This is a genomic window from Thiemannella venezuelensis, assembly GCF_014203605.1.
Lineage (GTDB): Bacteria > Actinomycetota > Actinomycetes > Streptosporangiales > Streptosporangiaceae > Planomonospora_A > Planomonospora_A venezuelensis.
In genome coordinates this window covers 20,949-34,963 of the sequence record NZ_JACHJJ010000004.1, presented here as the reverse complement: position 1 = coordinate 34,963, position 14,015 = coordinate 20,949, and the positions used below count along the sequence as shown (strand labels likewise).

General features: G+C 72.2%; 13 protein-coding genes and 1 tRNA gene. 7 read left to right on the top strand and 7 right to left on the bottom strand.

Going from position 1 to position 14,015, the window contains the following annotated elements:
• Positions 1-52: 52 nt before the first annotated feature.
• From FHS22_RS38930 to FHS22_RS07805, 4 genes are all read left to right on the top strand, one after another.
• The gene (locus FHS22_RS38930; RefSeq protein ID WP_221473380.1) at positions 53-1,255 is read left to right on the top strand and encodes a DUF2510 domain-containing protein; all 1,203 of its coding nucleotides are present in this window, start codon (positions 53-55) and stop codon (positions 1,253-1,255) included.
• A 23-nt stretch (positions 1,256-1,278) separates the two neighbouring features.
• Positions 1,279-1,911: an oligoribonuclease gene (gene orn, locus FHS22_RS07815; RefSeq protein ID WP_184939736.1), complete on the top strand. Its 633-nt coding sequence runs from the start codon at positions 1,279-1,281 to the stop codon at positions 1,909-1,911.
• A gap of 76 nt (positions 1,912-1,987) precedes the next feature.
• Positions 1,988-2,063: transfer RNA gene (locus FHS22_RS07810), tRNA-His, on the top strand.
• Positions 2,064-2,203: 140 nt separating this feature from the next.
• A complete protein-coding gene (locus FHS22_RS07805; protein ID WP_184939734.1) occupies positions 2,204-2,476 on the top strand; it encodes a helix-turn-helix domain-containing protein in 273 nt (90 codons plus the stop codon).
• Here FHS22_RS07805 and lat read toward each other — a convergent pair.
• Positions 2,460-3,761, bottom strand: a complete 1,302-nt coding sequence (gene lat / locus FHS22_RS07800) for an L-lysine 6-transaminase (protein WP_184939733.1) — start codon at positions 3,759-3,761, stop codon at positions 2,460-2,462. The two genes, FHS22_RS07805 and lat, sit on opposite strands and share 17 nt — an antisense overlap.
• A gap of 261 nt (positions 3,762-4,022) precedes the next feature.
• Here lat and FHS22_RS07795 point away from each other — a divergent pair, with 261 nt between their 5' ends.
• The gene (locus FHS22_RS07795; protein ID WP_184939731.1) at positions 4,023-5,219 is read left to right on the top strand and encodes a M20 metallopeptidase family protein; all 1,197 of its coding nucleotides are present in this window, start codon (positions 4,023-4,025) and stop codon (positions 5,217-5,219) included.
• Positions 5,220-5,349: 130 nt separating this feature from the next.
• Here FHS22_RS07795 and FHS22_RS07790 read toward each other — a convergent pair whose 3' ends face one another.
• Positions 5,350-5,730, bottom strand: a complete 381-nt coding sequence (locus FHS22_RS07790; protein WP_184939730.1) for a PPOX class F420-dependent oxidoreductase — start codon at positions 5,728-5,730, stop codon at positions 5,350-5,352.
• A 157-nt stretch (positions 5,731-5,887) separates the two neighbouring features.
• On the opposite strand from FHS22_RS07790, the gene FHS22_RS07785 reads away from it, so the two are divergent.
• On the top strand, positions 5,888-7,120 hold the full coding sequence (locus tag FHS22_RS07785) for a GAF domain-containing sensor histidine kinase (RefSeq protein WP_184939728.1): 1,233 nt from the start codon (positions 5,888-5,890) through the stop codon (positions 7,118-7,120).
• Positions 7,121-7,204: 84 nt separating this feature from the next.
• Here the strand turns inward: FHS22_RS07785 and trhA are convergent, their stop codons facing one another.
• Together trhA and FHS22_RS07775 are read right to left on the bottom strand one after the other, a co-directional pair.
• Entirely contained in the window at positions 7,205-7,879 is a 675-nt protein-coding gene (gene trhA, locus FHS22_RS07780; protein WP_184939726.1) for a PAQR family membrane homeostasis protein TrhA, read from the bottom strand.
• A gap of 79 nt (positions 7,880-7,958) precedes the next feature.
• Positions 7,959-9,575 (bottom strand): penicillin-binding transpeptidase domain-containing protein, encoded by a 1,617-nt coding sequence (locus FHS22_RS07775; RefSeq protein WP_184939725.1) that lies wholly within the window; start codon positions 9,573-9,575, stop codon positions 7,959-7,961.
• Positions 9,576-9,630: 55 nt separating this feature from the next.
• Between FHS22_RS07775 and FHS22_RS07770 the strand changes: the two genes are divergently transcribed.
• A complete protein-coding gene (locus FHS22_RS07770) occupies positions 9,631-10,479 on the top strand; it encodes a spermidine synthase (protein ID WP_377296786.1) in 849 nt (282 codons plus the stop codon).
• A gap of 69 nt (positions 10,480-10,548) precedes the next feature.
• Here the strand turns inward: FHS22_RS07770 and FHS22_RS07765 are convergent, their stop codons facing one another.
• The 3 genes from FHS22_RS07765 to FHS22_RS07755 are packed head-to-tail and all read right to left on the bottom strand — an operon-like array spanning position 10,549 to position 14,015.
• Complete coding sequence (locus tag FHS22_RS07765; RefSeq protein ID WP_260407764.1) at positions 10,549-12,201, bottom strand: amylo-alpha-1,6-glucosidase; 1,653 nt, start codon at positions 12,199-12,201, stop codon at positions 10,549-10,551.
• 2 nt (positions 12,202-12,203) lie between these two features.
• Entirely contained in the window at positions 12,204-13,061 is an 858-nt protein-coding gene (locus FHS22_RS07760) for a carbohydrate ABC transporter permease (RefSeq protein WP_184939723.1), read from the bottom strand.
• Positions 13,062-13,076: 15 nt separating this feature from the next.
• Positions 13,077-14,015 carry a carbohydrate ABC transporter permease gene (locus FHS22_RS07755; RefSeq protein WP_184939721.1) on the bottom strand — a complete coding sequence of 313 codons (939 nt, stop codon included), beginning with the start codon at positions 14,013-14,015 and terminating at the stop codon, positions 13,077-13,079.

Here is a 14,015-nt window from a genome sequence, read left to right as displayed (position 1 = left end):
TCACAGCAAGTCCGGAATGCAGCACATTCCGGTTCTTACTACTCTGGCGGCCATGACCACGCAAACCCCCGCAGGTTGGTATCCCGATCCCTACGGCTCTCCGCAGTTGCGGTGGTGGGACGGCAACCAGTGGACCGACGCCACCCACCCGACGGACGCGCCGGCCGGACAGGACGCGGCACCGGCGCCGCAGACCGGCCCGTCCTCCCCTCCGGCGGGCACGGCGCCCCAGGGCATGGCGGCACCCGGCACCGCACCCCAGGGCATGGCGGCACCCGGCACGGCACCCCAGAGCGCGGTCCCGCAGGCCGTTTCCGTGCCGCCCCAGGGCGGCACGACGGCCCAGTTCCAGCAACCCCAGTGGGGTGGCGCGCCCGGTGGCATGCCCGCCGGTCCGGTCGGCCCGGGCGGTGCCGGCGGCGCCTCGCAGCCGCCGGTCCAGGGGTACGGCGCGCCCGCCGGACACCCCGCCCCGGCGGGGAGCGGCAAGAGCCGTCTGCCGTGGATCCTGGGCGGCGCCGGGGCGGTCGTGCTGGTCGCCGTCATCGTGGTCGCGGCCGTCTTCCTGGTCGGCGCGGACCGCACGTCGACCGCGAGCAGCCCCACCACCCGGCCCTCGGCATCCGCGACGACGCAGCAGCCCACGCCGACACCGACGCCGACACCGACGCCCGACCTCACGACGTCCCCGGTTCCGCCTCCCGCCCAGCTCCCCCAGCCGGACGGCGGGCGCATCACCGACCCGGTCACCGGCCTGTCCTACGACTCCCCCGACGACAGGTGGCAGGTTCCCCAGGTCAACGCGCCCGGCCCGCTCGGACTCACCTGGACCAGCGGCGTCGTGACGATGTCCCACGAGGACTACGACGACAAGGGCAGCGACTGGCTCGGCAACATCTACACCGCGGAACTGCCGGACGGGTTCGACTACAGCGGCGCCGAGAGCATGAAGGGCACCCTCGCGACCCTGCTCCACGCGATCGAGCCGGTCTACTACGAGCCGCAGCACGCGCGGGACGTCGTCGAGGACAAGGCCCTCACGATCGGCGGCAGGCCCGCCCGGCAGCTCACGCTCGAACTGGACTTCTCCCGGTCGTCGGAGCTCTACGGCTGGAAGTGGAAGAAGGAGCGGGTCACCTTCGTCCTCGTGGACCGGGGAGCGGGCAAGCGCCCGGCGCTGCTGTACATGTCCGTCCCGGACAATCTCGACTTCTCGGTGACCGAACGCGTGCTGAAGTCCCTCAAGATCAAGTGAGCGGGGGCACTACCCTGAAGGCTATGAGCGACCTGCTGGTCTGGATCGACTGTGAGATGACCGGGCTCGACCTCGGCCGTGACGCCCTCGTCGAGGTGGCCTGCGTGGTCACCGACGGCGAGCTCAACCAGCTGGACGAGGGGGTGGACGTGGTCATCAAGCCCCCGCCCGAGGCGCTGGAGCAGATGTCGGAGGTGGTGCGGGAGATGCACACCGCCTCCGGCCTGCTGACCGCGCTGGGCGGCGGCGTCACGCTGGCCGAGGCCGAGTCCCTCGTGCTGGAGTACATCAAGAGCCACGTGCCGGAGCCGAAGAAGGCGCCGCTGTGCGGCAACTCCATCGCCACGGACCGGTCGTTCATCGCGCGCGACATGCCCGCCGTGGACGCCTTCCTGCACTACCGGATGATCGACGTCTCCTCGGTGAAGGAGCTGGCCCGGCGCTGGTACCCCCGGGTCTACTTCGCCTCCCCGGAGAAGCAGGGCGGCCACCGCGCGCTGGCCGACATCGTCGAGAGCATCCGCGAGCTGCGGTACTACCGGGCGGCGGTCTTCGTGGCCCAGCCCGGTCCCGACTCCGCCACCGCACGCGAGCTCGCCGAGGGGGTCTCCACCACGAAGTCCCCGGGCCAGGGCGGGGACACGGCGCCGCGATAAATCGGGTACGTGAGGACTCCCAAACACCGCTACACTTTTCATGTGCTGCTGCGACGTGCAAGCCGCGGCGGGCATGGTGGGCGTAGCTCAGTTGGCAGAGCGCCAGGTTGTGGTCCTGGATGCCGGGGGTTCAAGTCCCCTCGCTCACCCCATGCGAACGGCCGGTCCTTCGGGACCGGCCGTTCTGCTTTACCCACCAAAGAGGGATATTACGGGTTATGCTCGCTGCTATCGCTACGCCGTAAGACCGGGGGCCTCGGCGACCTGACCGTGTTGCTGCCACGGAGGGCGGATGAGAGTCGACGATGCCGGGTTCAACGCCGAGCCCAGAGTCGTGACGGGCTTGAGCAGGCGTGAGACCGAGGTCATGGAGCTGATCGCGGACGGCCACTCCAACGGGCAGATAGCCCGGCACCTGTTCCTCAGTGAGAAGACCGTCAAGAACCACGTGAACCGGATCTACGCCAAGCTCGGTGTGGACTCCCGGGTGACCGCCATCGGCCTCTGGCTGGAGCAGGCCGCCCGGGGCGCCCCACCGCGGGACACGCCTAAACCGACAGGCTGAGCGCCCGGGAGGCCGTCAGGGCGCGGGTGATGGCGGAGGCACCCTCCCGGAGCTCCGCCGAGGTGACCGAGAGCGCCGGGCGGAGCCGTACCGACCGTTCCCCGCAGGCGAGGACCAGCACGCCCTCGTCCTCTCTGAGCGCGGTCACCAGGCGGTCGCGTCCCGCCGGATCCGGGAGGTCGAAGGCGCACATCAGGCCACGCCCCCGCGCGTTCTCCACCAGACCGGGGAAGGCCTCCTGGAGCTCCGTCAGCGCGGCGAGGAGCTCCCCGCCCAGTTCGGCGGCGCGCGGGATCAGACCGTCGCGCTCGATGATCTCCAGCATCCGGCGGGAGCGGACCATGTCCACCAGCCCGCCGCCCCACGTGGAGTTGATCCTGCCGCTCACCTGGAACACGTTCTCCGGCACCAGGTCCACCCTGCGGCCCGCCATCACCCCGCCGACCTGGACCTTCTTCGCGAAGGCGATCACGTCGGGACGCAGGCCGAGCTGCTGGCAGGCCCAGGGGGTGCCGGTGGTGCCGGCACCGGTCTGCACCTCGTCCATGATGAACAGCGCGTCGTGCTCGTGGCAGAGCCGCTCCATCGCCTGGAGGAACTCGGCGCGCATGTGGTTGTCGCCGCCCTCGCCCTGGATGGGCTCGGCGATGAAGCAGGCGATGTCGTGCGGGTGCCGCTCGAAGGCCGCCCGCGCCTGCGCCAGGGCCCGCTCCTCGGCGGCCTCGACGTCCCCGAGGTGGATGGCGGGCACCTCGATGCGCGGCCAGTCGAATTTCGGGAACCGGTCGGTCTTGACCGGGTCGGTGTTGGTCAGCGAGAGGGTGTAGCCGCTGCGACCGTGGAAGGCGCGGGTGAGGTGGAGCACCCGGGTGCCGAGCTCCGGGGAGCGGCCCGCCGCGGCGTTGCGGCGGCTCTTCCAGTCGAAGGCGCACTTGAGCGCGTTCTCCACGGCGAGCGCGCCGCCCTCCACGAAGAACAGATGGGGCAGTTCGGGGTCGCCGAGCACCCGGGTGAAGGTCTCGACGAAGTCGGCGAAGTGCTCGGTGTAGAGGTCGGAGTTGGCGGGTTTGTTCGCGGCGACCGCACCGAGCAGGGCCAGGAAGCCGGGATCGTCGCCGAAGGGGTTCATACCGAGCGGCGCCGAGGCGAAGCAGGTGTAGAAGTCCAGGTAGCTCCGGCCGGTCCGGGCGTCGACGAGCCGGGAGCCCCGGCTGCGTTCGAGGTCCAGAACCAGCCGGTAGCCGTCGACGAGCAGGTGGCGAGCGAGGCGGCCGTGCACGTCCATGTCCCCTCCACGGTGAGTCGGACAGACTATTCCCCGTCGATAGCGCATCTACCCGAAGAGATTACGCTCAGATCGCCTATTTTGTGAATATTCTTCGCCACCGCGGGTCGATCGTGTTCCCATCCCGCCCGATCGGGGAAGATCGCCCCAGAAGGTCGTCCGCAAGCCGGTGCGAACGCCGCGTCTTCGAGGTTTCCGGCACCGCGGGCCGCTCGGGGCCCTTCCATGACCATCAGGACGACGAACCTGGAGGAACGCCCGGTGTCTCTCCGTGAATCCGCCGCCGACATGCGCGACGAGCTGATCCGCCTCCGCCACGCCCTGCACCGGGAGCCCGAACTCGGGCTCGATCTGCCCCGGACCCAGGAGAAGGTGCTGACCGCGCTGGACGGCCTCCCCCTGGAGGTACGGCTCGGCCGGGGACTGAGTTCGGTCACCGCGGTGCTCCGGGGCGGCCTGCCGGGCCCGACCGTGCTGCTCCGCGGCGACATGGACGCCCTGCCGGTCTCCGAGCGCGGCGACGCGGCGCCGGTCTCCCGGCTGGACGGCAGGATGCACGCCTGCGGCCACGACCTGCACACCTCCATGCTCGCCGGGGCCGCCCACCTGCTCTCCGCCCGGCGCGACCGGCTCGCGGGAAACGTGGTCTTCATGTTCCAGCCGGGCGAGGAGGGCCACCGGGGCGCGAAGATCATGATCGATGAGGGCGTGCTGGACGCGGCGGGCGAGTGGCCGGTCGCGGCCTACGCCCTGCACGTGATCAGCTCGGTGCTCCCGAACGGGCTGTTCATCACCCGGAAGGGACCGATCATGGCCGCCGCCGACAAGCTCGTCGTGACCGTGCGCGGCGCGGGCGGCCACGGTTCGGCCCCGCACCTGGCGAAGGATCCCATCCCGGCCGCGTGCGAGATGGTCCTCGCGCTCCAGTCGATGGTGACGCGCGGCTTCGACGTGTTCGACCCGGTGGTGGTCACCGTCGGCACCTTCCACGCCGGCACGGTCGACAACGTCATCCCCGAGGAGGCCCGGTTCGAGGCGACGATCCGGTCGTTCTCCGCCGCCTCGCACGAGCGGGTCCGGGAGCGGGCGGTCGCCCTCGTCGAGGGTGTGGCCTCGGCGCACGGCCTCGACGTGGAGGCCGTCTTCGACATGGGCTACCCGGTCACGGTCAACGACGGCGCCGAGGCCGGATTCGTCGGCGAGACCGTCCGCGAGGTCTACGGCGAGGAGCGCTTCGCCGAGGCGCCGCAGCCGTTCACCGGCGCGGAGGACTTCTCCTACGTGTGCGACCGGGTCCCGTCGGCGTTCGTGGCGCTCGGCGCGTGCCCGCCGGAGCTCGACCCGCGCCGGGCGGCCTACAACCACTCCCCGCAGGCGCGTTTCGACGACGCCGTGCTGGCGGACGGCGCCGCGCTCTACGCCGAGCTCGCCGCCCGCCGCCTGTCCGCCGCGGGATAGCCCGTTCCGGCCTTGGAGCAGCCCGCTCCCGGCGGCGCGCCGGGAGCGGGTGGCCGCTCAGCCCACGGGAGCGGGCGGCCGCTCAGCTCACGGGAGCGGGCGGCCGCTCAGCTCACGGGGGTGGTGCCGCTCAGCCCGCGGGGGCGATGCGGATCCCGACGGTCCCCCGGGCGCCCCGCCGGAGCTTGCTGCCGAGGATGACCAGGCGGCCCTGCAGGCCGTACTTCCTCCTCAGCAGGGCCCGCACCCGCTCGGTCTCCTCCGCCGACAGGATCTCCGCACGGCCCTCGGCCTCCCCGCCCCGGACGTTTCCTCGCAGGTCGCACGCCCTGAGCGTGACCCGGGGGTCGTTGCGGATCCGCTTGACCTTCCCCGCGGCGGCGGGCGTCCAGATCACCAGGGCCTCCCCGTCCGGAGCCGCCCAGACGGGGGTGGCGACCGCCGTACCGTCCCTGCGGAAGGTCGTCACGGAGACGTACGGCTCGGCGGCCAGCTCGCGGATGCTCGTCATGGGGGCATCCTAGGTCGCGCCGGCCGGTGGACCCCGGCCACCTGGGCATGAACCGGCCGGAAGGCGGTAGGCCGCCGGTGACCTGGGCATGAACCGACTGGTACCCGGCAGACGGGGCGCTCCCGGGACGCGCCACGAGGATTCGGATGGGGTGCGAATGCCGAAGACGCCGATACCGGCCGACGAGGCCGAGCGGCTGCGGGAGATGGAGGAGCTGGGAGTGCTGGACCCCGCCCTGGGGCCCAAGCTCCACAGCATCGCCGTCCTGGCCGCCCGCATCTGCCGGATGCCGGTCGCGCTGGTCAACCTGGTGGGCGGGGAGCGGCAGTACTTCCAGGGCCGGGTGGGCATGGATCTGAGCGGCGTGGACCGCGACAGCGGGTTCTGCCCGTACGTCGTCGACGCCGGTGCGCCCCTGGAGATCCACGACGCGCTGGCCGATCCGCGCGTCCGGGAGGACGCGCTGGTGACCGGCGAGCCGCACGTGCGCTACTACGTCGGCGCGCCGCTGCTCAGCAGCCGGGGCCACACCCTGGGCACGGTGTGCCTGTTCGACCACCGGCCGCGCCGGTTGACCTCCGAGCAGCGGGAGGTGCTGCTCTCCCTGGCCGCGAACGCCACCATGCTGCTGGAGGCGCACGGCCGCGCGGAGGAACGCGACCGGTTCACCCAGGGCCTGCGGGAGCTGCAGGAGCTCAAGGAGCAGTTCCTGCGCACGGTCAACCACGAGCTCCGCACCCCCATGACCTCGATCCGGAGCTACCTGCGGCTCCTGAAGGAAGGCGGGCTGGACGAGGCCACCGAGCACAGGTTCCTGGAGGTGGTGGAGCGCAACAGGGCGCGCCTGCTGGATCTGCTGGACGACCTGCTGCTGCTGGCGAGCCTCAACGCCGGGAGCCTCGGTTTCAGCCCGGGCCCCGCGGATCTGGCCGGTCTCACAAGCCAGGCGGTCGGCGACGTCATCGACGACGCGCGGAGCAAGGGCCACACCCTGAACCTGCACGCCCCCGCCGGGGCGGAGGTGTGGGTCGACGCCGGACGGCTGCGGCAGGCGCTGCGCCACCTGCTGGACAACGCGGTCAAGTTCACCCTGCCCGGCGGCACCATCGACGTCGTCGTCACCGCCGAACCCGCACCCACCCTGGAGATCCGCGACACCGGGATCGCGGTCGAGGCGGAGGCCCTGAAGCATGTCTTCGAGGACTTCTACCGCGCTCCGAACGCCGAGGAGCAGGCCATCGCCGGCCTGGGCATCGGCCTGTCCATCACCGATAAGATCGTCCGATGGCACGGGGGCGACGTGGCCGTGGAGAACCAGGCCGGCGGCGGCATCCGCATCGTCCTCACGCTGCCCCGCGCGGCCTCGGCGCAGCGGTCCGGGCCGTCCTAGCGGGTCCGCGGGGTTCCCGCCCGGCGCGGCGGGCCGCCGGGAGGCTCCGCCGGACGCGCCACGTCCCCTCCGGCGCGCAACACGTCAGGACGCGCCGTAGACCACCAGCGACACCGCCACGTACTGCACCAGGTAGGCCGCGAGGGTGAAGGCGTGGAAGACCTCATGGAAGCCGAACCAGCGGGGGGACGGGTCCGGGCGGCGCAGGCCGTACACGACGCCGCCGGCGGTGTAGAGCACTCCGCCGGCGATGACCAGGACCACCGCGGCGACCCCGGCGCCCTCCATCAGCTGGGGCAGCACGAACACGGCGGTCCAGCCGAGCCCGATGTAGAGGGCGGTGGACAGCCAGCGGGGCGCGCCGGTCCACAGCACCCGGAACAGCACCCCGGCGATCGCCCCGGTCCAGATCACGGAGAGGACCACCGCGCCGGCCGGACCGTCCAGCGCGAGGAGCGCGAACGGTGTGTAGGTGCCCGCGATGATCAGGTAGATGTTGGCGTGGTCGAGGCGGCGCAGCACGTCCTCCAGGCGCGGGGAGAGCGTGCCGCGGTGGTAGGTGGCCGAGACGCCGAAGAGCAGGCCCGAGGTGATCGCGTAGATCGCCGAGGCGAGCCGCGCCTGCAGGGTGGGGCCCAGGGCGACGAGGACGAACCCGGCGACGAGCGTGACGGGGAGCGCTCCGGCGTGCAGCCAGCCGCGGAGACGAGGCTTGATCGAGTCCGGGAGGGACAGCTTCTCAGCAACGGTCGGGGCCATGAACCTACGGTATCGTAGGTTACGCCCCCGTAAGTTGTGATGTTCCCTACAGCGCCGCCTCCCCGGGCGTCTCCCTCCCCTACAGGGCGCGGAGGAAACGGGCCGCGATGGGCAGGGCGGTCCCGGCGCCGCTGCCCCCCTCCTCCACCAGGACGGCGAAGGCCACGCCGTCGCGGTACCCGATGAACCAGGCGTGCTCCGCGATCCCCGACCCGGTCTCGATCTCGGCCGTGCCCGTCTTGCCCGCCGTACCCTCCGGGAGGGACACCCCTGAGGCCGTGCCCTCGGTGACCACCGCCCGCATCATCGTGCGCAGTCCCTCGGCCACGCCCGGCGGGAGCGGGACGTCGTCGCCGTCCTGCCCCGGGCGTCTCATCATGCTCGGCTGGTGCCAGGTCCCGCTCTCCGCGGCCGCGGCGACCAGGGCCATGCAGAGCGGGCTGGCCAGCACCGAGTTCTGGCCGATGGCGTCGGCGGCCAGCTCGTCGTTGTTCCGGTGGGCCTTGAGCGAACAGGTGGCCGCCGGGACCGCGAGCCGCTTGTTGAAGCCGAACAGCTCCGCGGCCCGCACCAGGCCGCCGTCCTGCAGCGTTCGGGTCGCCTGGTCGACGAAGGTGGTGTTGCAGGAGACCGCGAAGGCGCGGGTCAGGGTGGTGGCGCCCAGCGCCGTGACGGACGAGGCGTTGGGGATCGCCGCCCCGCCCGGAGGCGCGTAGCTGGCCGGGCAGGAGACCGGGGAGTCGGGGGTGAGCCCCGCCGAGAGCAGAGCCGCGGCGGTCACCGCCTTGAACGTCGAGCCGGGCGGGTAGAGGCCGAGGAACGCGTGCCTCCCGCCCAGCCGGTCGGCGACCGCGAGGATCTCGCCCGTCGCGGACTCGACCGCGACGATCGCGGCCGGGTGGTCCACGCCGTCCAGCGCCCTGGCCGCCGCGGCCTGGACCGTCCCGGAGAAGGTGGTGGGAACCTTCTTCCCGGGCTCCGGCGGCTCCTCCAGGAGCCGCCGGACCTCGCCGCCGGGGGTGACGGCCTCCAGGGCGAGCCCGGGGGTGCCCTCGGAGTCCTCCCCGGGCACGCTCTCGGCGAGCGCCTTCAGGTAGCTCTCGGCACCGCTGTCGTGCGGGAAGCGCTCCTGCGAACGGGTGACCAGCTCGGCCGGTTCCGCGGGGACGTCCCTGATCCGGAGCCGCCCGCCGTCCTTGAGCGCCGGATGGAGCGTCTCCGGGGCCCACGCCACCCGCCAGCGGCCGTCCCTGACCACCAGCTTCAGCGTCGAGGAGAACGGCCACTCGCCGAGCTCCTCGACCTGCCGGACGCCCTGGAACGTCATCTCGGCCGCCTGCCCGCCCTGGAACGTGACCGTCCCGGGGGTGAGCGTCAGCGACTCGATGCCCAGCTCCTGGCTGAAGGCGTGGTGCCGCTCGATGAAGTCGTCGGGGGCGTCGACCGCGAGCAGGTCCATCGTGGCCAGGTCGGCGCCCTGCCAGGCGGTCAGGTAGGCCTTGGCGACCTCCTCCGCACCGGCGGCCGGGCCGGACCCCTCAGGGGACGCGACCGGGGGCGCGCCCGCCCCCGCGGTGGCGGCCGGGGTGCCCGGACTTCCGCTCCTGGACTCCGCGGGGCGCGTCAGCGCGTAGACGGCCCATCCCACGATGCCGAGAACCACGATCAGGAGCGCGAGGAGCGGCCGGATACGCATACGGTTTCTCCCAACGACGTCCACTCGGATATACCAGGAAAAGAGGATCAACGGGATGGTCAGCCGGGAACCACGGGAGCCGATGCCGGGCCGCTACCCGGTGACCTTCGGCGAGGTCGACCTGCTGCGGGACCTCGACCGGCCCTCCGGCTGGGTGATCTCCTCCGGCGGCGTGCCCCAGTCCTACGTGGACCTGGAGGACCCCACCTACCTCGACTTCGAGTACGTCCGGCTGATGGCCGACGTGATCGACCTGCTGGACGAGGGCCCGCTGGACGCGGTGCACGTCGGCGGCTGCGGCTGCACCCTGCCCCGCTACGTCGCGGCGACCCGCCCCGGCTCCCGGCAGCTCGTCGCCGAGCCCGACGGCGGCCTGGTCCAGCTCGTCCGGGACCAGCTCCGGCTCAAGTCCGTGCCCCGCCTCAAGGTCAGGATCCTCGACGGGCGCAGCGCCACGGCCGGGCTGCACGACTCGTCCGCCGACCTGCTCGTGCTGGACGCCTTCAGCGGCGCCGTGATGCCCCTCGACCTGGCCACCCGCGAGTACATGGGCGACGTCGCCCGCGTCCTGCGGCCGGACGGGACCCTGCTGGTCAACATCGCCGACGGCAAGGGGCTGGCCTTCGCCCGCCGGGTGCTCGCCACGATCGGCGGCACCTTCCCGCGCATGGCGCTGCTGGCCGACCCCGGGGTCCTGCGCGGGCGCAGGTTCGGCAACCTCATCGTCGCCGCCTCCCGCACCGGCCTGCCCCTCGACGGCATGGTCCGCAGGGCGGCGGGCGGCCTCAGCCAGGCCCGCTGCGTGCACGGCGACGATCTGGTCAGGTTCGTCGCCGGGGCGCGTCCGCTCAACGACGGCGACCCGGTCGTCATCCCGGTCCCGCCGCCCGCCGTGTTCGGCTGACCGGCGCCTTCCTCCGCACGGCCTGCCGCCCGTACGGAACCCCCCGACGCCGCCCGATCGGCGGGCCGGTCACGGCAGGCCGGCCGCCAGGTCCAGGAAGAGCGCGGCCGACCAGCCGAAGCCGCTGGTCGCGCCGGCCGCGCGAGCGCCGGTGAGCGGATTCCAGTACTCGTACAGGCCGCCGCCGTCGTTCACCATGTCCAGGGTCCGCCGGGTCAGCTCACCGGCCTCCTCGGCGAACCCGGACCGCCGCAATCCCTCGACCAGCAGGTAGTTGACGTTGAGCCAGACCGGCCCCCTCCACATGGTGTCCTGGTCGAACAGCGGGTCGTCGAAGGCGACCGTGGGCACCGGCCGGTCACCCCAGAAGGCGGGCGAGAGCAGGTCGGCGACCAGCCGCCGGGCGATCTCCGCCGGCAGCCGCCCGGTGAGCAGGGGCATCAGGTCAAGAGGGGTCCTGGTCTCCACCTGCCTGCCGCTCGCCAGGGTGATGAAGCGGGTGCCGTTCCAGCGCCGGGTGATCATCAGTTCGACGTGCCGGGCCGCCCGGTCTCGCCATGAGGCGGCCTCCGCCGTGCGGCCCAGCGCCTCGGCGATGTCCGCCAGCCGGTCGGCCTGCACGGCCAGGTAGGTGTTGAGGTCCGGCGGTTCGGCCCGGGGGCCGTGATCCCAGACAGGACTGTCGTCCAGCCCGGAGGAGTACGGGTGCAGATACTCGGCCAGCCCGTCCCCGTCGGGGTCGGAGACGGTGAGCCACCACTCGTGCGACCGGGCGATCGGCTCGTAGACCTCGGCCAGGAACTCCGGGTCGGGGGCCACCTCGTGGATCTTCCACACCGCCCAGGCGGTCAGCGGCGGCTTGGTGACGGGAACGATCCCGCCGATCGGCCCGCCGGCCTCCCCGTCCGCGGCCCGGCCGACGTGCTGGGCCAGCCGGAGCAGGTCGGAGCGGGGCAGGTCGGTGGTCTCCGCCAGGACGCCGCGATCGTGCACGACATCGGGGATCAGGCCGTCGGGGCGCTGGTGGCCGAGGAGGATGCGGATCTGGTCGCGGGCCAGTCCGGGGTCGGCATGACGCAGGGCGACGGCGTGGAAGTAGGCGTCCCACTTCCAGACCCCGACGTAGCCGTACTTGGAAGGGACGAGCCCCTCCCGCCCGCCGGCGGACGCGATCGGCAGCAGGTTGACCGCGAGCGTCCACCAGGCCTGGCGGGCCCGTTCCCGCAGGCCGTCCGGTACCGCGGGCATGCCTTCGAACCACGCCTGCCACTGGCGCCCGGCCTCCTCCAGAACGGCCGCCGGATCGACCGGCCGCTCCTCCCCCACGAGGACGGCGGCTCCCCCGACCGTCACCGCGCCGCCGTCCCAGACCGCCCGCACCCCGGCGGCGGCCGAGGTCAGCACCAGCGTCTCCGCGTCGGCGAAGACGAGGTCCACACCCGAGCCGAAGGAGATCCGATCGGCTCGTGCCTGCCGTACGGCGAGCTCGGCGCCGTCGGCGAAGACCCGCAGACCGGTGCGGACGGCCGTCTCCGCGAGGGGGGTCTCGTACTCGGCGCGGGCGATCCTGAGCGAGCCGTCGGCCTCGGCCGTCACCAGCAGCCGGGAGCCCCGGTCGGTGAAGGGCCGCTCGCGGAGGTCCAGCTCCGGGAGGCCGGGGGCCGCGATGCCGGTGCATGCGGCGGACGCCGCGGGACCGGAGAGAGTCACGGGATCGGGCATCGTCAGCGTCCCCCCAGACCGGACATGGCCATGCTGTTGAGGATGCGCCGCTGGCCCACCAGGAAGGCGATCATCATCGGGATGATCGAGATGGCCGAGGCGGCGAGGGTGAGGCCGTAGTCGATGGCGCCGTGCTGCCCGGCGAACTGGCTGACCAGCAGCGGCACGGTCGCCAGCTCGGGCGAGTTGAGGAAGATCAGCGGAAAGAAGAATGCGTTCCAGCTCGACAGGAAGACGACGATGCCGAGCGCGCCGAGACCGGGACGGATGTTGGGCAGCACGATCCGCCAGAAGACGGTCCAGCGGCCCGCGCCGTCGAGGCGGGCGGCCTCCTCCAGCTCGATCGGGACGGCCCGGATGAACTGGCGGAGCAGGAAGACCGCGAAGGGGTTCACGAAACCGGGCACGATCAGCGCCAGATGGGAGTCGATCCAGCCGATCCCGGAGAGCATCAGATACAGCGGCACGACGGTGACCTGCGGCGGCACCATCTGGGTCGCCAGGAACAACCCGAACAGCAGGCCGGAGCCGCGAAAGCGGATCCGGGCGAAGGCGTAGGCGGCCATCGCCGAGGTGGTCAGGGTGAGGGCCACGGTGAGGACCGCGATGTAGAAGCTGTTCCAGTAGGCGCGCGCGAAGGGCAGCCTGCCGAACGCCTCGGGGTAGTTGCCCGCCTGCCACGGCCTGGGCAGCCAGTCCAGCGGGGCGTTGAGCATCTGGTGCGCGCCCTTGAAGGAGGTGAGCAGCATCCAGGCGAACGGGAAGACCATCACCAGCCCGCCCGCGGCGAGCGCGGCGTGCAGGGCGATCCGCCCCGGCCGGAGGCGGCGGGAGCCTGGGGCACCGGAGATCACGGCCATCGACCGGTCCCCTTCCTACGAGTCGTAGTGGACGAGGCGCTTCTGCACCCCGAACTGGGCGAGGGTGACGAGCAGGGTCAGTACCAGGAGGATCAGCGCGGCGGCGCTGCTCATACCGAACTCGAAGCTCTGGAAGCCCAGGTCGTAGACCTGGTAGACGATCGTGCGAGCCCCGTCGTTGTGGTCGGGGTTGACCAGGACGTAGATCTGGTCGAACGCCTGGAACGAGCTGATCACTGCGACCACGGTGGAGAAGAAGAGCGTCGGAGAGATCATCGGCAGCGTGACGGAGCGGAAGACGCGGATCGGTCCCGCGCCGTCGATGCGGGCGGCCTCCGTCAGCGAAGGCGGGATGGTCTGCAGCCCCGCCAGGAAGATGACGACGTTGAGGCCGAGCGAGGACCAGACGGTGACGACCGCGATGGCCACGATCACCCACCCCGGGTCCTCCAGCCAGTCGGGCAGGGTGATCCCGAACCAGTCGCGCGCCGTGGTGTTCAGGATGCCGTAGTCGCCGCCGGCGAGGATGACCTGCCACATCACGGCCACGGCGACCGAACTGGTCACCACCGGGAGGAAGTAGACGACCCGGTAGAAGGTCCGGCCCCTCACCTGGTTCAGCGCCAGCGCGATGAGCAGCGCGAGCGCCAGGCCCACCGGGACGGTCAGCAGGGCGAGCTTGACCGTGTTCCAGACGGCCGTGCCGAACTCGGAGTCGGAGAGCTGGGCGGCGAAGTTGTCGAAACCGGCCCAGGTCTTCTCCCCGAGCCCGTCCCACCGCATGAACGCCAGTGCGACCGCGAATCCGAGCGGGGCGACCAGGAACGTGAGCAGGCCGAGGACCTGCGGTGCGAGGAAGAGGGCGGCCCACCAGCCGTCCCGATGCCGCACGCGCGCCGCGCGTGCGGGCCGGGTCCGCCGGACGGTGGGCCGCGCCTGGGTGACGACGCCCAC